Annotated in this window: 14 protein-coding genes; 2 read left to right on the forward strand and 12 right to left on the reverse strand. The window is 31.0% G+C overall.

Features of this window, described 5'->3' with window-relative positions:
• Nucleotides 1–3: 3 nt before the first annotated feature.
• A complete protein-coding gene (locus tag ACK2WN_RS05745; RefSeq protein ID WP_416155082.1) occupies nucleotides 4–108 on the forward strand; it encodes an IS3 family transposase in 105 nt (34 codons plus the stop codon).
• Between the two features lie 226 nt (nucleotides 109–334).
• Here ACK2WN_RS05745 and ACK2WN_RS05750 read toward each other — a convergent pair whose 3' ends face one another.
• The 9 genes from ACK2WN_RS05750 to ACK2WN_RS05790 form a co-directional block, all read right to left on the reverse strand.
• On the reverse strand, nucleotides 335–3,583 hold the full coding sequence (locus ACK2WN_RS05750) for an ATP-binding cassette domain-containing protein (protein ID WP_416155052.1): 3,249 nt from the start codon (nucleotides 3,581–3,583) through the stop codon (nucleotides 335–337).
• 187 nt (nucleotides 3,584–3,770) lie between these two features.
• Nucleotides 3,771–5,297: a ribosomal protection-like ABC-F family protein gene (abc-f, locus tag ACK2WN_RS05755; protein ID WP_329999436.1), complete on the reverse strand. Its 1,527-nt coding sequence runs from the start codon at nucleotides 5,295–5,297 to the stop codon at nucleotides 3,771–3,773.
• A 311-nt stretch (nucleotides 5,298–5,608) separates the two neighbouring features.
• Nucleotides 5,609–6,385: an HAD family hydrolase gene (locus tag ACK2WN_RS05760; protein WP_416155053.1), complete on the reverse strand. Its 777-nt coding sequence runs from the start codon at nucleotides 6,383–6,385 to the stop codon at nucleotides 5,609–5,611.
• Nucleotides 6,386–6,817: 432 nt separating this feature from the next.
• The gene (locus ACK2WN_RS05765) at nucleotides 6,818–8,005 is read right to left on the reverse strand and encodes a metallophosphoesterase (RefSeq protein ID WP_416155054.1); all 1,188 of its coding nucleotides are present in this window, start codon (nucleotides 8,003–8,005) and stop codon (nucleotides 6,818–6,820) included.
• A 270-nt stretch (nucleotides 8,006–8,275) separates the two neighbouring features.
• Entirely contained in the window at nucleotides 8,276–9,658 is a 1,383-nt protein-coding gene (locus ACK2WN_RS05770) for an ATP-binding protein (protein WP_416155055.1), read from the reverse strand.
• 46 nt (nucleotides 9,659–9,704) lie between these two features.
• A complete protein-coding gene (locus tag ACK2WN_RS05775) occupies nucleotides 9,705–10,382 on the reverse strand; it encodes an HD domain-containing protein (protein ID WP_300530223.1) in 678 nt (225 codons plus the stop codon).
• Between the two features lie 194 nt (nucleotides 10,383–10,576).
• Nucleotides 10,577–11,140: a tyrosine-type recombinase/integrase gene (locus tag ACK2WN_RS05780; RefSeq protein ID WP_006439502.1), complete on the reverse strand. Its 564-nt coding sequence runs from the start codon at nucleotides 11,138–11,140 to the stop codon at nucleotides 10,577–10,579.
• Between the two features lie 402 nt (nucleotides 11,141–11,542).
• The gene (locus ACK2WN_RS05785; RefSeq protein ID WP_416155056.1) at nucleotides 11,543–13,309 is read right to left on the reverse strand and encodes an ABC transporter ATP-binding protein; all 1,767 of its coding nucleotides are present in this window, start codon (nucleotides 13,307–13,309) and stop codon (nucleotides 11,543–11,545) included.
• Nucleotides 13,293–15,029 carry an ABC transporter ATP-binding protein gene (locus ACK2WN_RS05790; protein WP_416155057.1) on the reverse strand — a complete coding sequence of 579 codons (1,737 nt, stop codon included), beginning with the start codon at nucleotides 15,027–15,029 and terminating at the stop codon, nucleotides 13,293–13,295. The genes ACK2WN_RS05785 and ACK2WN_RS05790 overlap by 17 nt, the downstream gene beginning before the upstream one ends.
• A 291-nt stretch (nucleotides 15,030–15,320) precedes the next feature.
• Between ACK2WN_RS05790 and ACK2WN_RS05795 the strand changes: the two genes are divergently transcribed.
• Nucleotides 15,321–16,163 carry a MerR family transcriptional regulator gene (locus ACK2WN_RS05795; RefSeq protein WP_416155058.1) on the forward strand — a complete coding sequence of 281 codons (843 nt, stop codon included), beginning with the start codon at nucleotides 15,321–15,323 and terminating at the stop codon, nucleotides 16,161–16,163.
• Nucleotides 16,164–16,235: 72 nt separating this feature from the next.
• Here the strand turns inward: ACK2WN_RS05795 and ACK2WN_RS05800 are convergent, their stop codons facing one another.
• The 3 genes from ACK2WN_RS05800 to ACK2WN_RS05810 are packed head-to-tail and all read right to left on the reverse strand — an operon-like array spanning nucleotide 16,236 to nucleotide 19,521.
• On the reverse strand, nucleotides 16,236–17,441 hold the full coding sequence (locus ACK2WN_RS05800; protein ID WP_416155059.1) for a hypothetical protein: 1,206 nt from the start codon (nucleotides 17,439–17,441) through the stop codon (nucleotides 16,236–16,238).
• 12 nt (nucleotides 17,442–17,453) lie between these two features.
• Nucleotides 17,454–18,233 (reverse strand): hypothetical protein, encoded by a 780-nt coding sequence (locus ACK2WN_RS05805; RefSeq protein WP_416155060.1) that lies wholly within the window; start codon nucleotides 18,231–18,233, stop codon nucleotides 17,454–17,456.
• Nucleotides 18,226–19,521: a hypothetical protein gene (locus tag ACK2WN_RS05810; protein ID WP_416155061.1), complete on the reverse strand. Its 1,296-nt coding sequence runs from the start codon at nucleotides 19,519–19,521 to the stop codon at nucleotides 18,226–18,228. The genes ACK2WN_RS05805 and ACK2WN_RS05810 overlap by 8 nt, the downstream gene beginning before the upstream one ends.

Here is a 19,521-nt window from a genome sequence, read left to right on the forward strand (position 1 = left end):
GATATGATAGAAAATTATATGGATTATTATAACAATTCAAGATTACAAAGAAAGTTAGGTGTATTAACACCTTTTGAAAAGCATGAAGAATTTTTAAAAGTAGCATAAAAATATCCAGCAAGGAAAATACCTTGCTGGATGATAAATTTAACTTTTATTTATTTTGACAGTCCACTCTACGGGTAGCAGTTCACGCAGCTTATTTGCGTATGCTTGAAAAGCTACGCTTAAATAGGGCGAAGTTCGAAGCCTGGAGAGATTTAATTATATACTTACTTAGAAAATCTAAAAGGAGATGCCGAAGAAAAAATTTTCGACATCTCCCATTATATATTTATTCATTTCTTAATGCTTTAACCGGATCCTCTTTTGCTGCCTTTCTCGATGGAATAATTCCACCTAAAAGTGTAAGCACAATACTTATCATTATAAGTACTATACCTGCCCAAAGAGGAAGAGCCGCATTCATATTAGTCTTACCAGTAACATTGTGTATCACCTGATTTATCGGCACAATCAAAATCAAGCTCACAACAATACCTATAATTCCCGCAAGTGCCCCAATGATAAACGTTTCGGCATTGAACACCTGAGAGATATTTCTCTTAGAAGCACCTATCGCTCTAAGTACACCAATCTCTTTCTTACGCTCAAGCACACTTATATAAGTGATAACTCCTATCATAATTGACGAAACTACAAGCGAAATTGCTACGAACGCAACTAAAATATAACTTATAGAATTTATAATACTTGTAACAGAAGACATCAAACTTCCAACCATATCAGTATATGAAATTACCTTGTCCTCATCTACTTTTTCCATATCTTCGTTGTAATTATCTAAAATATCCACAACCTTTTCCTTTTCCTCAAAATCCTTAGGATATATAGAAATCATAGAAGGATCGTCCATTTCAGCATAACCTAATTTCTTAATATTATTGTCAAAAGTATCCCGCTCTTGATACATACTAGCAGTCATAATTTCCATCATCTCTTCCTCAGACATATTGACATTCATCGCATCTGCAAACACACTCGCATCAAAACTAAACGCATTTGCCATACTCTGACTAAGTTTTCTCATAGATGCGGTGATTTCTCTTTCAATAGTTGCTGAGATAGAACCTGTTGCAGAGCCCATATATTTCTGAAGAACTGCATATATCTGCTGCTCAAGATTATTTTCCTTTGAAATAGTATCTAAATGACTTCCGATAATATTCTTACAATCAGCAGTATTCAAATACTCAAGGAAATATCTTCCTATTTTCATAACATCTGCCACATTATTGTCAGTTATAAACTTCTTATACTTTTCAATAGCAGCCTGTAAAATCTTGTTCATCTGTTCCTGAGTTAGCTTGATTTCTCCGTTTGTTTTGATAGCTTCCTCAACCATCTCAGTTACCATTTTTTCAAGCTCAGGATCTTTAAAATAAGACTCTATAATTCCCTGATACTTAGTAAAGTCCATATCCTTATTTTCCTTTAGATAAATTAAATATCCATTTCCAACATCTTTTATTAGACTATTTATCTGCTCAGGAGTTATTTTTATGTTAATCTGATTTATAATATCAGAAGGTTTTATACTAGGCATATTAATCTGGCTAAATAAGTTGTTTAAGTTGCTGAAATCTGCATTAATCCGATTTGGGCTTATACTAAATGCAGAGGCGAATTTTGAAGTGTCTACATTAAATAATGACTTCATATCAAATGCAGATTTTGAAGTATCTTCAAATCCCTTGCCTGTAAACACATTTGTATCCTTATCTGCTAGCTGCTTTTTAACAATCTGACTTTCAGATGCCTGTTTGATAATATGGTCCTCAAGCTCAGGAGTGTAGTATATCGCTGGCATAAGCATTCCCATACCAGATGAGCCTTTCTTAGGCTGAACAATACCAGTTATTTTAAGAGTTTCCCCTTCTTTAACTAGCTTTTTCATATACTCGTCGTTGTTTCTCTTGTCTTTCCAAACATTGTAGTTTGAATCATATTCGTAGTAATCTGTTGCATTTACTAGTTTAAACTCTTTTCCAAGAACATCTTTGTAAGAGTATCCGCTCTCACCTTCAGGAACGATTACTTCCTCTTCTTTAGCAAATTTATCCACCATATCATCTAATTCCTCAGGATCTCTCAGATTAAGTGCGTATAAATAATAGTCGCTAATTCCACCATCTGCAGTAAGTACTAGCACACATTCGTTGTATTTTGTAGGCCATTTTCCAGCTTTTACTTCATACTGGTTTCTGTAAAGACTCTTGTTTCTAGGCATTTGATAGAATATGTCAGTACTCATCATACTAGAAACCATACTGTTTGAAGATGCTTCAGATCCAAGCCCCATAGAATTAAATGACTTATCTGGATGCACCTGTCTAACTTTTTCTGTGTTAGTGCTGTAAATCTGAGGCACGACATCATAAGAATACTCTACAGCATTTGTATGTTTTGCTATTTTTGATTTATCTGAGTCTAAGAACTTTTTAAAAGATTTTAAGTCATTTGAGCCTACAGTAGAGAACATTCCACTTACCATATTTTCAACCTTCATATCTTTTTTCTCGTCGCTGCCTTTAGACTCAGAAGAAGCCCCAGACATTCCACTCAACATAGATGTGAAATCATACCCTGCCTTTTGAATTTGCAGTGGGTATTCTGATAAGGTCTTTTCTTCAATATCTGCAATGTAGTTGTTTACACCATTTGATAGAGATAATATCAGTGCAATCCCAATTATACCAATAGATCCAGCAAATGCAGTTAAAAATGTCCTTCCCTTTTTAGTCTTTAAGTTGTTGAAACTAAGTGAAAGAGAAGTAAGGAACGACATAGAAGTTTTTCCCATATTTTCGTGAACTGCTTCATCTAAATTTCCATTATCTTCTATTATAAATGGGTTTGTATCTCCACATATTTTTCCGTCTTTTAATGTAACAATTCTTGTAGAATATTCGTAGGCAAGCTCTGGGTTGTGCGTTACCATTACAACCAATCTGTCTTTTGCAACTTCTTTAAGTAAATCCATAACCTGAACACTTGTATCTGAGTCAAGTGCCCCAGTTGGCTCATCTGCAAGAAGTATGTCAGGGTCATTTACAAGTGCTCTAGCAATTGCAACCCTCTGCATCTGACCACCAGAAAGCTGATTAGGCTTTTTATGAATATGGTCTATAAGCCCAACTTTTTCCAAAGCCCGTATAGATTTTTCACGTCTTTCAGATTTTGTTATCCCAGATATTGTAAGTGCTAATTCGACATTTGATAAAATTGTCTGATGTGGAATTAGATTGTAACTCTGGAATACAAATCCTATCGTGTGGTTTCTGTAGGAATCCCAATCTCTGTCTTTGTACTTCCTCGTCGAAATTCCGTTTATAATTAAATCTCCATCGTCGTATCTATCCAAACCACCTATAATATTTAAAAGTGTCGTTTTTCCAGATCCACTTGGTCCTAAAATAGAAACAAACTCGTTATCTCTAAGATTTAGGCTGACATCGTCGAGTGCCTTCTGAACTAAAGGTCCCGTTCTGTATTCTTTGTGTATGTTTTTAACTTGCAGCAAGGTTAATCACTCTCTTTCCTGTAAATTACTGTGAATTAAAATATTGTATATTTAATCGTTTTAAAAATAATATTCATTTTAATATAACACGATTATTTATAATATTATTATATATCCTAAACTAAAAAAAATATATAAAAAAAGCACTTAATTAACAAAATTAAATGCCTTTTTATTACCAATCTATTTATAAATTTACAAATTTTGTCGCAATCTTCTCAGCAAATGTAGAATCGTGTTCGACAAATATTATCGTCGGCTCGTATCTAAGTAGTAGCTCCTCAATCTGAATTCTAGAATATATGTCTATATAATTCAGTGGCTCATCCCAAACATATAGATGAGCTCTCTCAGATAAGCTCTTTGCTATTAGTACTTTCTTTTTCTGCCCTTCACTAAAACTAGAAATATCATTCTCAAATAAATCTCTCGAAAGATCTAGTTTTCTTAGTAGTGATTTAAACAGCGATTCATCTAATCCATTCTCTCTAGCAAATTCGGATAAGCTTCCTTTTAAGAATGATGTATCCTGTGATACGTAAGAGATTTTAAGTCCACTTCCTATAGATAAAAATCCTTCTATACTATATTTATCTATTTTATTAGAATTTTCTATTCCAGCTTTGTAATCTATTTCACCGATTAAGATTTTTAAAAGAGTAGATTTTCCACATCCATTTTTTCCAGACACGCAAACTCTATCTCCCTTTCTTATATCGAATGTCAAATTCTCAAACACATTTTTATCAGAACCAGCGTATTTAAAAGATAGCTTATCTGCTGTTAATAGAACATTTGTTCTATAATCGTCAAATACGAGCTTAATGTTGTCATATTTTTCTATATTGTGAAGCAGCTTGTTTTTTTCTTCAATTGCTTTAAGCTGTCTATTTTCAATACTTTTAGACCTTTTCATCATCTTTTCAGCCTTGTGACCAACATATCCTCTATCTAATTTTCCATCCATTTTACCAATAACTTTTTTACCTTTTTCAGTTTCTTTAGACCAAACATTTGTTCTATATGCGGATTTTTCGAGCCTTTTTATCTCAGATTTTAGCTTTTCGTTCTGTGCTAACTCGAAATTATCCTGCATAATTTTGTTATTCCACCAAGATGAAAAGTTCCCTGCTTGAATTTCTATGTTCGTTTTGTTTATAGAAATGATATGATCACAGCAATTATCCAAAAGTTCTCTATCGTGTGACACCAAAATAAAGCCTTTTTTGGATTTTAAATACTCAGAAATAATCTTTCTAGCATCTATATCAAGATGATTTGTCGGCTCATCTAATAATAGGAACTTATTTTCAGAGATAAACATTGCTGCCAACAGAACTTTTGTTCGCTCACCGTTCGATAAACTTTCAAAAGGTCTGTACAGAACATCATCATCTATCCTAAGCATAGAAAATTCTCTGTAAATATCCCAAATTTCATCTGTTTTGCATACTTCTTCTACTATTTCTATCGTATCTTTTGAAATATCTTCTACTTGATATGGAAAATATCCAAACTCCATATCACACGAAATACTTCCTTTATACTCTAATTTGTTTAATAAGATATTTAAAAATGTAGTCTTTCCTCTACCATTTCTTCCAACAAATCCCAATTTCCAATCAGAATCTATTGTAAAACTTACATCCTCAAATATATTTTGATAACTTCCTGGATATGAGAAAGTTAAATTATTTACTTTTATCATTGTCATAAAATCGCCTCCTTTATTTTGTTGAGGCAATATAAGGTTTAGAATATAACTGATTTACTTCTAATTAACTCTAATCATTTTTAATAAATCTATTTCTTACTTCATTAAATTGCCTCTGTCTATTTTTAAAGCTTTTCCAATCATTTTACATCTGAACCTCCTTATCATGTACAATATATTTTTTATCTTTTATCCAATTAAAATCATCTTTTAGGATAAAAAATAAAGGTGCTCCAAACTCGAAGCACCTTTATTATATATTAAATATCTTCAAATATCAAATTTATGTACTAAAATATCTCAAACTTTGCCTAAATTAAGCCATTTTCTAAACAATAATGATAAATTCCGTCATCTGCTGAAGTACCACAAATCTCGTCTGCAACTTCTTTAACATGGTCAAGCGCATTTCCCATAGCAACACCTGTTCCAACAGTTTGAAGCATTTCAATGTCATTTCCACCATCTCCAAATGCCATAGACTCAGATCTATCAATACCGTAGTATTCTAAAATAGCTTCTATTCCTTTTCCTTTTCCACCATTTGCAGGAATTATATCTACAGCTCTATCCCACCATGCAGTTATTCTAGCATTTTCTACATCTTTTAAAATATCGTCGTACTCGTCCTTTCTTCCACCCATCATCATCTGATAGATTTCGCCTTTTAAAACCTCATCAAAATCATCACTAACTGGAGTCTCTTGCTTAGCAAAACCAAAATAATCAGATAAATCCTTGTCAGTTCCATTTGCAACAACTCTATCTTTACCAGCAATAGAAACAGGTCTATTAATTCTTGTTGCATTTTCAATCATTTTCTCAACGTCTACCTTAGGAATTGGTGTACTAAGAATAACATCACTGCTATTAAAGCAATATGAACCGTTAAAAGTTAAAAACGCATCAAAATCAACTCCATCAAACTTAGGCACACTACCAGGAGCTCTACCAGTAGCAATACAAATCTTCACTCCATTTTCCTTTAACCTAAGAAGTGTCTCCACAGTCTTATCTGAAATAGCCTTTTTCGTCATATCTATCAAAGTACCATCTATGTCGAAAAATATAATCTTTATCTTATTCATAAAAAATCCCTCAAAACTTTCTCTTATTTTAAAAAATACTTTATTATTTAATATAATTTACAACACTAATTGATAATAACACAAAAAAACAAACATGTCTACTTAGAGAAATCACCCCAGTTAAAAGTTAAATAATAAAAAAAGCTATTGCAAAACACAATAGCCATATATAAGTATTTAACTACAAATATATAATTCATAATTATTTACTTTTCATGTCAACAGATTACAATATTGTCGCAATCTCTATTTCAACAACATAAAATTTTGTAGGTCAACACAAATTAATTTGCATCGACAATTCTGCAAGCGACACGCAACTTATAAATGTGTTACATAAAAGTGCGTGTCGCTGAAGCCTGGAGAGCAAATAATTGTGTTGTATGCAAAATTTGTTGTTGAAAAGAATTGCGACACTCCTCTTCTTTATTATTATAATCTGTATCCTTTTTTGTATACCTCACTCATTGGTGTTTTTTCGTAATCCACCTTGCTTCCGTCAAATATATCAAACTCATGAACTTTGCTCTTTGCAGAAACAACAGTCCATTTTCCATCTTTCTTTTTAAGATTTAAATCTATATCAGAAATTCCACCACCTCTAGCAGATGGCTGGGTAACTAGCACGTCCTTACCCGTTTTCTCATTCTTAAACTTATGCTGCTGAATAGTTATATGCGTATGTCCAGCAACTATTGCATCTATTCCTTCTACAGTTCTTGCAATTTCCTTAACTCTATTTCCTGGATGTCTAGGCTTTTTAGGCTCCTCCCCAGAATGAACTGTAAGTATCACAACATCTGGATTTTCATTTTCTTTTATATACTTTGTCCATTTATTTGCTTCTTTCACTAAATCATCTAATCTATACTGATTGTTGTACTGCTCCAAAGAAGCTAAACTATAATCACCTGTGTAAGTTGGTCTTTCTTTACCTTCTTCCCATTTATACGGCTCAGCAACTTCAGGAAGTGTAAGTCCAAGAACAGCTACTTTTATAGTATTTGGCCCTTCTTTTATTTCCTTAACTATGTATGGTTTTACAACGTTTTTATTTGTTTTATTATTGTATAGATTTGCTGAAAGTACTGAAATATTCGCCTTATTAAGCTCATTTACTAAATAATCAAATTCTTCTTGGCTATTTTCTACAAATTCGTGATTACCTAAAGTAACTGAATCAAACTTCATTCTTTCTAAATCTCTTATTAAAGGAGCTTGACCTTCACGAGGTTCTCCAATCTTTTCAACTATCATATCTGGAGCACCATCTCCATCTATATCGCTGTCTGTTTCATTGAATCCATCCCCATCTAGATCTTTTCCGTAAAATCTTACTCGTCCATTTTCATCAAATGTAGGTCTAGTTCCATCAAACCATTCCTGCATTTCGTAAGTTTCTGATCCCCAGAAATCTCCTGAGTCGACAACTAAATCTGCTCCACCATTTTTTCTTTTATCTTCTACATATTTTATCATTGCCCTTGAAGTAGCACCATGTATGTCTGTAGTTGCAAGGACATTTATCGATGCCTCATGTGTCTTCTTGTAGAATACAGAACCACCAGCACCAGCTAGAAGAGCTGCAACCAATCCTATTGCTACGTATTTTTTGTTCATTATATACCTCTTTCTAATCTTATTCTATAATTTAAATCCACTTTCTCTATTATATATTAAATTTGTTTATAATAGAAGTGATTCAAACCTTTCTTTATTTATTCTTTAGACTTATTTTATCAGTTTTTAAGAATAAATTGTCGATTGTTGTATGAACGGTATTTTTTTGTGTATATAATGCAAAAAACTCATATCATTTTGAGTATAATACCAAAATTTTGGTATTCGTATTTCAAAACAATATGAGTTTTATTATTACAAATATATTAATTATGTAAATTTTATATTCATTTCTTTAATAAACTGTTTTAGCTTTTCATCTTCAAAATCATCTATTTCTATCAAAGATTTTAATAAAGATGGCAACAACCAAAACATATATAATGGTAAATTCAGTACACCTGAATTATAATCAAAACCTCTTAAAAATGATTTTATTCTTAACTCAGGACTATATTTTTTATTATAATAATCTAAACTTTTAGTTTTTACAACGGTTCCAGCTTTTACTTCTATAGGTATAATTTTATTATACTGTTGAATAATAAAGTCTACTTCATAGTTTTTTTCCGTCCAATAGAATGTAGTTCCTAATTCTCTCAACTCTTGCATAATAAATTGTTCAGTTAAAGCACCATTATATTCATTAAACAACTTATCAGAAGATAATATCAATCTAGAATCTATATCACTAAGATACGATAATAATCCTATATCCAAACAATAAAGCTTAAATATATCCATCTCAGCATATGCAGATAAAGGAAGTTTTGCAGTTTGAACGGCATTTACTTTTGTAAGCAATGCAGCATCAACTAACCATTGGATCGCTAATTCATAATCTTTTGCTCTAGATCCCTTTTTTACAAGTCCAAATACAAACTTACTGCTATTTTCCTTTGATAATTGTTCAGGAATACTATTCCAAACTTGCCTTATTTTTAAACAAGTTGCATAATCTGAGTATTTTGAGAAATCATTTAAATAACTTTGTACAATTTTATTGTGTTCTTCTTTAACTTTAGAGAAATCCTTTGTATCTATCCACACTTGAACCGGTTTTGGCATCCCTCCTACGTAAAAATATATTCTCAATAGATATTTTAAGTCATCTATATTGGGAATATTGTTCAATTCATCTATTGATAACCCTTCTAAATAATCTATATATCTCTCAAATTTATTAGCTATTATAAACTCTTTAAAAGACATTGGATGTAAATCTAAAAATTCGACTTTACCAACAGGGAATGATGTTCCCGGTTTTAAATGAATTCCCAATAAAGAACCAGCACAGCATATATGATATTCTGGAGCTTTTTCATTAAAGTATTTTAAAGATGTTAAAGCTCGTGGAACTGATTGAATTTCATCAAATATAATCAAAGTTTTTCCAGGAATAATAGGTTTTGATGAATAAATAGATAAATAGTCAATTATTTTTTTAGGGTCTAATGTTTCATCAAAAATATCATACAAATCTTGAGAATCCTCAAAGTTTATATATACATAGTTTTCAAAGTTTTCTTCACCAAATTTTTGCATAACATAAGTTTTTCCAACCTGTCTAGCTCCTTGTATGATTAAAGGAGATCTATCATTATCTGGTTTATTTTTCCATATATTTAATTTTTTCATAATCTCTCTATACAAATCAATCACCTCCATACCTTTATTATATCATATAGAAATAAGGTATTTATTTGTTTTTCTTTAATATTTCTATATCTTGTTTCAATTCTTTGATTTCTTTTTTAAGGAAGTTGATTTCTGTTTCAGATTTTTCAAGCATTATACGCATACTTCTATTCAAAGAGAATATATTGCTCTTCAATAAGTTAATTGCATTTGTGTATTCTGGATAATAATCATTGCCGTAATCTGCAATAGGTATAATAAATCTATCTGTTTCATCAATATACTTAACTAATTTTTCATAAGGAAATGAGTACAATGTCGAGCTATTGTGAAGTCTATCGCTCAATTTTATCAAAAGAGTCTTGCCATTATTCTTAATTCCGTCAAAATATACTTGTAAATCTTTCTCAGATAATCCAGACTCTTTGGTAAGGATTGTGATTATTTCTAAAACTTCAGGAGATAATCCGTACTCTGTAACAAATTCTTCTCCATTATTTTTTAGTTTATCCTGACAATCTTCCAAAACATCGTGGAGAAGTGCAGCTGCTAAAAGAGTATCGTCCTCCATTCCACAAGCAATTAAAGTATTGCACACTTTTAAAGGGTGAATTATGTACGGATCTCCACCCCTTCTGTACTGACCTTCGTGCAATCTCTTCGCCAAAGATAATGCTACTATAGTTTGCTGAAAATGTTTGGCAACCGCATATCCTTTTATAAGCTTATTAGTTAACATAATAATATTATGTTACTTATTTTAGAGAAATAATAAAAAGTGCCTAAAAATCGACCTTTTAAAATCGTTTTTAAGGCACTTGAAATTTCTTCTTCTTGTGTTTGATTGTCGAAAACTCAAATCATCTTAAAACCTAAAATAACGCCTTATATTAGGAATAAGCAATTTTTTAGTTCACAAGATTGATATTTTTATTATTTAAGTAAGAATTCTCTACTTGCTTTGTCTATTTCCTGCTGACTAACTCTTATATACTTCTGAGTAGTTGCAATACTTGTGTGATTAAGCAGCTCTTTTATAAGCTCTATATTTCCGTTGCTCTTTTCATACTGAAGTGTAGCGTACAATTTTCTAAAACTGTGCGTACTGATATTCTCAAGTCCAAGATAATTTGTAATAATCTTTAACTGCTGCTGAACATTTCTTATACCAATATCAAGCAAATTATCATTTAACCTAAGCCCATTCTCTATAGCGTAATCCTTTACAATATCAACAATCTCAGGATTAATCTCTCTGTACTGAAGCTTACCAGTTTTCTTTTCAGTAATCTCTAGCCTACTTCCCTTGAAATTTTTTATCTTCAATCTCTTTATATCAGAAATTCTAAGCCCTAAATTTGTCTCTAAAAAAAGAGCCATCTTTACCTTTGGATTTGGTCTAAAAGTCCTCTTCCTATTCTCATGATCCCTATACTGAAAACCACTATCTAATAAATCCATAATCTGACTATATTCATAAATCTCTAAAGGTCTCATCTTGTCCTCCTCATCCGAAAGATTAACATAACATTATTATGTTAATTATATAAACTACATCAATAAACACACTTCTATAGATATCAAATTTATAAAAGGTTATGCTAAAAAGTTGCTTTTTGGTATAGTTATATATTAACATAAAATGCGCTTTTTATCAAAATAAACTGCGTGTTATTTTTACTCCTCAAAAACTCTCTTTCTGAAACCCAGTATTTCCAACGGTTACAATATAAACTGCGCATTTTATAGATTATACGCAGTTTTTATACTTTCTCAAATTTCGATTTTAAGGACACAAAAACAATTAAAGGATAGTTTATATTAACACATAAAAATAACCTCTTAGAATTGAATCTAAGAGGTTATAATTTTTCTGCTATTTTTTACATTTTATAGTCACTAATTATTAAATTGTGAGTTGTATAAGTTTGCGTAGAATCCATTTTCTTTCATAAGTTCGTTATGGTTTCCACATTCTATTATATTTCCGTCTTTTAACACAAGAATTTTATCTGCATTTTTAATTGTTGATAATCTATGTGCAATTATGAAGCTTGTTCTACCTTCCATTAGGTAGTCCATAGCATCCTGTATATTTTTTTCGGTTTTTGTATCTATTGAGCTAGTAGCTTCGTCAAGTATAAGAACTTTCGGATCTTTTAATATTGCTCTAGCTATTGTTAGAAGCTGTTTTTCACCTTGAGATATATTATCAGCTTCTTCATCTATTACAGTATCGTATCCTTTTGGAAGTGTAGAGATGAATTCATCTGCATTTGCATATTTACAAGCTTGTTCAATTTCTTCATCGGTTGCATCAGGTTTTGAAAATCTTATGTTTTCTCTTATACTACCTGTGAATAACCAAGTATCCTGAAGAACCATTCCTATGTTATCTCTTAAAGTACGTCTATTGATATCTGTTGAATCAACTCCATCTATTGCAATACTTCCACTATTTGGATCATAGAATCTCATAAATAGGTTGACTATTGTAGTCTTACCAGAACCTGTAGGTCCAACGATTGCAACAGTTTCACCTTTTTTAGCTTCTAAAGATACTCCATGAAGGACTTCTTTTTTACCATATCCAAATCTTATATCTTTGAATTCAACATTTCCGTCAAACACCATTTCTTTTACTTCAACGTCTGTTTCTTCTTCATATTCTATGAACTCGTGAATTCTGTCCATTGCAGATAATGCTGACTGAATCTGAGATGATAGCTGTGATACCTGTGTTAGTGGCTCATTTACCTGCCAGATAAATCTAACAAATGCTTGAAGCTGTCCAACAGTTATTATCCCACCTATTGCGTATATTGTTCCTATTACAGAAACAACACCTATCGCAAGGTAAGTAAGTAAAGATAGAAGTGGCGACATTAAATATGATAAGAACTGTGCTTTATAAGCAGTTTCTCTTATATTTTCGTTGATTTTCTCAAATTTCTTTACAGATTCTTCCTGTTTTCCAAAAATAATTATTTCATTATATCCAGAAAAACTTTCTGTTACATTTGCACTAAGTTCTCCAAGTGCACGCTGATGAACATCGAAACTTTCCTGAGAAACTTTTGCTATCTTTTTAATTATGATATAAGAAATCGGAATTATAACTAATACACATAATGTCATAACTAAATTTACTCTAAACATCATAAATATTGCAAGGCAAACCATTAAAACACCACTGATTACGTTCATAAACGTCTGCTGCATTGCATTAGAAATTGCATCTATATCATTTGTTATTCTACTCAGTATATCTCCCTTTGGATGAGAGTCCAGAGTTTTTACAGGAAGTGCGTTGATTTTTTCTATACATGCATTTCTTAAATCTCTCATTGTGTCCTGAATAGAATTTGTTATACAAATCATACTTATCATCTGAGCTGCTGTTTTAACCGCATATATAAATAGAAGGATTATGATAATTTTTATGACATTTTCCATGTGGAAACGAGCTCCTGGAACGCCTTTAGCTATATCCGTTACATCTTTTAGTATGCTGTTTGTTATCATCCCTTCAACGTTTGGAGATGTTACCATTGCGGCACAAGTTACAACAAGCATAACTATCGAAATTATAAACCCACGTCTGTAAGGTTTTAGATATTTCAATAGAGTATTTATAGACTCGAATCTTTTAAACTTCTTCGCCATAATCTATCGCCTCCTCTCCAATCTGTGATTCAGCAATGTTTTTATAAAGAGGGCAGTTTTTCATAAGATCCTCGTGAGTCCCTACTGCTTCTAATTTACCATGATTTAAAACTAAAATCTTATCGGCATCCATAATAGTAGAAATTCTCTGAGCTACTATAAACATAATTGCATTTTTAGTTACAGGTTTTAATGCCTTTCTTAAAGCTGCATCTGTTTTGAAGTCTAGTGCCGAGAATGCATCATCGAAAATGTATATATCTGGTTTTCTTATAACCGCTCTAGCTATAGAAAGTCTTTGTTTCTGACCTCCAGATAAGTTTGCTGCATTTTCTTCTATTACTGAATCTATGCCATCTTCTTTACTAGCTACAAATTCTGTAGCCTGAGCTAAATCAAGAGCTTCAATTATTTCGTCGTCTGTGGCATCAGATTTACCAAAACATACATTACTTCTTATAGTTCCCTTGAATAAGAATGCCTTCTGAGCAACAAAGCCAATTTTTTCTCTCCATCTTTCAACGTCAAAGTCTTTTATATTTGTGTTGTTGTACATAATTTCTCCACTAGTACAATCAAAAAGACGTGGAATTAGTTTAGAAAGAGTACTCTTTCCAGAACCAGTACTTCCGACGATTGCTATTGTCTGTCCTGTTTTTGCATCAAAAGATATGTTGTCTAATATCTTTTTACCTTCTTTTTCATATCCTATATTATTGAATGAAATAGTATTTACATCTTCGTCAACTATTTCAGCTTTAGGATCGTTTACTAAAGAAAGCTCTTTATTAAGAACAGAATTAATTCTCTTTGCACTTACATTTGCTCTTGGGTACATCATAAATACTGTACAGAAGAACATCATAGACATCATTGCGTGGAATAAATAGTCTAGGAAAGCAACCATTCTACCTACTTCTAGTGCATTCTGACTTACAAGATTTGCTCCAAAGTAGAATATCCGGCACACAGCTATATTCATAACTAAGAAGAATACTGGTTGAGTAAGCTGCATTATCATAAATAGGCTCTTAGAGTTTTTAGTGAAGAATTCATTAGTTTCTAAGAATTTTTCCTGTTCAGTGTGCTGTCTGTTGAAAGCTCTGACAACTCTAACACCTGTAAGACTTTCTCTAGATATTCTGTTCATATCGTCAAGTCCTGCCTGCTGTCTTTCAGATATAGGCCCTGTAACCTTAGCAACAAATATGACACCTAGTATTATAAGTGGGATAGTTGCAAATATTACAGAGAATAGCTGAACACTAGATCTGTAAGTAAGGAAAAGACTTGTAATCAACATAACTGGAGTCATAAGTGCTGTTCTTAAAAGCACATTTACGAATAACTGGATTTGGAATGCATCGTTGTTAACTCTAGTTATAAGGCTTGCTATCTTAAATTTGTTGTATTCTTCGTGTGAGAAGTTTTGAATCTTTTCATACATGTCCTTTCTAATATCGTGTGTGATATTAGTAGAAATCTTAGAACAACAGTATCCTAAAAGGATTGTTCCTGATACTCCAAGTATTGAAATCCCAGCCATTTTAAAACCTTCTTTAAATAAGTAGGCTTTGTTTCCAGTAGATACACCGAAGTCTATCATATCTGCTAAGATTGTTGGAATTCCAAGCTCTGTAAGAACAAAACCGAATACAGAAATTATATTAATGCAAACTAGTAGTTTGTATTTTTTCATATAATGTAAGATAAGTCTCATAGCATCATTCCTTTCTTAAAATATTAAATTGTCTAATTATTATGTTATAGTATAATGTTACTTTATAGTCAATAGTAAATTGTGTCAATTAATAATATATTGTAAATAGATATGTGTGAATTGAAATTTCAACATTTGTAAAAATAAATTTTAAATATTGATTATAATTTTAATATGTAGTAGTATAAAAATAACGATAAAAAAAATAAATTTTCCGTATTATTTTTAATAAATTTCAGAAAATATTTTAAAGTGATTATATTAATTCTATAAATAAAAGGAGTTGATTTTGTGAGTAAGGAAAAATTTCTAACTACAGGAGAGTTTGCAGCTCTATGTGATGTTCCTAAGCACGTATTATTCTACTACGATGAGATAGATCTTTTTAAACCAGCATACTGTGATGATAAGGGATATAGATATTATTCGTATTTCCAATACGAAACATTTATGATGATAAACACGCTTAAAACTCTTAAAATGAGCTTAGATGATATAAAGATATACATGGAAAAGAGAAATCCAGATATATTTATGAATTTATTAAACGATAAAGAAAAAGAAATTGATAAAACTATAAAGCATTTAAAAAAACTAAAAAAACATATAGAAGTTCAAAAAATGGTTACACAAACTGGGATAGATTATTCTGATACAAAATATAAGGAAGGAAATATTTTTATCGAGGAATTGGATGAGGTAAATCTTCTTTTGAGTGGAAATCCAAACGATGCTATTAATACGAGCTTTAGTGAATTTGTAATCGAGTACGCAAAATTTTTAAAGAGCAATAATTTATCTGCACACCAAAAGATAGGCACAATGTTCCAAAGTGATTTATTAAGATTGGCTGATTTAGATGTTAGTTCTGAATTTACTTACCTATATACATATACAAATAAGAAGAAGGGGAAAAATATTTATACTAGAAAAAAAGGAAAGTTTTTAGTGGGGATACATATAGGAACATATGAAACTTTGGACGAAACTTATAACGCACTTTTGGATTATGTAGATAAGAATGATATAAAATTAGGAAAGTTTGTATATGAAGAGTATTTACTTACTGATTTATCTGTTTCATCTCCTGAACAGTATGTCACAAAAATAATATTTGAGATACAGAATGATTAATCTTTTGCTTTCAAAAATTTTTCATAAAAATAGGCTGTTACAAAATTCTATAACAGCCTATTTTCTATTTATTTACTTATTTTTTATAAAAACTGGCGACTCTATATCTAACGAATCAAATTCAGCTTGATATACTACCTTATTTTTTCCTATATCGAATACTTTAAGTGTAGATTTGTTCATTCCATCTATACTCATTCCTATAGCATCAGCCTCTCTAAGAAGATTTGTTCTAACGGAAGAGATATAGTAAATCTTTCCATCTAAAAGCATTAATCTAGAATCATCAGAAGTACCACCTATAAATCTATTATTATATGAGTTTTCATCTATAATATTGTCTATTTTTAAATTAAGCTTTTCTTTCTTTTCAAGCTTCATAGTTTCTAAATCATAAGTGATTTTGTACATATGCTTATCCTTTGCATTTGCAGTATATACTATAAACTTATCATTAGTATTTTCATAAAGGAAGATACTATCTATATCTTCAAATCCATCGTTAATTTCAATACCTTTCAAAGGAAGAGGTTTTAAGAATTTATTAGATTTAAAATCATATCTAAGTATAGAATTAGATACTATATCGCCGTCTTGCATATTTGTGTTTCTCATCAATATGTATATATACTTATCGTTTGAATCCCAACTCTGTACAAATAGATTTGGAGATAAATCTACATTTTCTTTAAATGTGTTTAATATCTTGTAGCTGCCTTTATCTAAATCAAGAGAAACTACAGATACAAACTCTTCACTTGATGAAACTAGTGCGTAGAATTTACCATCTTTTTCAATGAAATTAGTTAAACTAGATATGATCTGTGTATCTTCATCTTTTATTGGGATATTTTTATCTACACTAGATTTAGTCTTTTCATCGTATATCTTCACTGGGAAAGAATATTTTCCATCCTCTACTCTATGTGATAAGAAGTAAACTTTATCTCCTACAGATAAATCATAAGTATCGTATAAATTTTTCTTAGTTAAATCTATATAACTTTTAAGTCCCATATCTGAACTTATAAAGTTTCTAGTTAAGAAAAACTTCCCATATTCTATCTTTTTACCATTTTTGCCAAATATAGCAAATCTTGTTCTTCCTGTTATATTTTTCTGAGAGACTAGTGAAATATCTCCCATCTCTTTAATATCCCCTGTCTGAGATATAGGTTCCATAACCTGGCTTGAGCTAATCTCAAAGCCAGCAGTTATAGCAACCATTGCCACGAGAACAGAAGATAGTATTATTTTCCGTCGTTTTGTAATTTTCATCGTTCTGCCCCCCTAAAACTCTAATCTTCTTAAAATATATTTAGATCCAAAATATCCCACTATTATAGAAATAACAGCTAGATATATAACCTCTGTTTCGTACACTAGTACAAAAGACATAAACAGCATTAGCACGAATATCGCAATACTTGTAACAATAGATATGAATTTTGCAAATCCACTTTTGTACATACAAAATCTGTTTATTAAGAATGCAAGTGCTATTAACGATGTATTTGCTGCAACTATTAGTACATCTGTTACGATAAAATTTCTAAAAGTCATCGGCATGTATATATCATTTGCTAAAGTTGAATTCATCATAGCAGCAAATGGATTCACAAATACTCCACCCTTCATAACAAAAGGAGCTACTAAACAAACTAGTATTGTAATTGCTATGTATAGGATTAAGTTCATATAGAACATAGTTACTGCATTTAAGAATTTTGCTATAAATATGTGATCTCTTTCCTGTGGAAGCATCATTATTGTGTATATGCTCTTATGTCCTGATGTGTACTCTCTTACCCATATAAATGCTGCATATATAACACTTACAGCAAGTATTGTAATTCCAAACTTTTGCATATCTAGTATTGTAACGACTGTTGTACCAGTTCCTAAATCTAATCCTGTAGCTGATGCACCTACATATAGATTATTGTATCTTACAATAGATACTATATAAGATGCCAACCAGATTAAACTTTGTACAACAGCTACGATCATATAATCGTGCTTACTTTTTCTAAGCTCATTCCCGAAAAGATACAGTATATTGTTATTCATTATATCCATCTCCTTTCAGTTTTATCTGTGTATTATTTGTGTAGTTTGGTTCTGTATTAGTCACTCTACCTTCAAATCTCACCTTTCCAGAATTTTTATCTAATATTCTAAAAAGTACTGGAGATGATACACCTGCAGCAACCTGCTCATTTGAATTTGTTGTATATTTTTCTTCAATAATATAAGCTACATTTTCTCCGTCTACGTATATATCTTTAATTGGAAAATCGTAATTAGTTGTTTTACTGTTTGTGTTGTATTCTCCATAGTTTTTTATAACCATAGTTTCTAAATCCACATCAAATGAATTTATTAAATACTTGTCTAGCTTTTTTCCTTCCTTATATGATAAAACATTCCGGAAACTAACTGTCCCATTACTTACAGAATAACCAAAGCTATCACCTAATCTAAAATCAGTTCTTTCAACTGCTGAATATCTTTTACTAGCTATATCGTATTTTACAAATACGACTCTTTCTTCTTTTTCGTTTTCAGGATTGAAGTCCTCAGCAAGATATACTAATTTACCATTATCCATAAATGTATCATAGATAGCTATTCCTTCTGAGCTTTGTCCTTTGTAGTTAAATTTGCTTTCAGTAGTTATATTTAAGTTTTCTGGATTTATTTTTAATACCTCAAACTGTGTACTTCCGTCATCCATTTCATAGCTTATAAATGCAAATATATTTCCGTCTTTTCTAAATGCATAGTTTAAAGAAGGATTAAACTCTGCATCCATATTTGGATCTATATTATTTTCAGCTTTACCAGATTTAACATTTCTTTTTAAATTAATCGTAGTTTTTTCATATTTTGTTGAGTCTATATCAGAGATAGATGTTTCATTCTCGCTCTCTAAAGAATTCAAATTCTTTTCAGGTATGTCTTTTTCATTTTTAGCTTTTAGTATAACTAGCTTATTTCCAACTTTTTCTGGAGATTCAAGATCTCCTGGATAAGTCTGGTAAAGTCCTATATATGCTATCATATCGTGAGAATCTTTACCTACTTTTGTTATTACTGCATCCTGTGTTACAGAAGACTGTTTTAAAAGTTTAGCTTTTGAAACTACTCCATTTTTACCTACAGTATATTTTATTTTTGAATATTTTCCGTTTTCACCTTCTAGTTCGGCGTATATTCCATTCATATCCTTTAAACTACCCTTGATTGCCGAAATATTTAAAGCATTGTGTCCATCCTTTGCAAACATAAGCATAAATGCTGCTATAGATGCAATTATTCCGACGGGTATTATTTTTGATTTTAATTTTAATTTCAT

This window comes from Peptacetobacter sp. AB800 (assembly GCF_047807365.1).
In the GTDB taxonomy this organism is placed as follows: Bacteria; Bacillota; Clostridia; order Peptostreptococcales; family Peptostreptococcaceae; genus Peptacetobacter.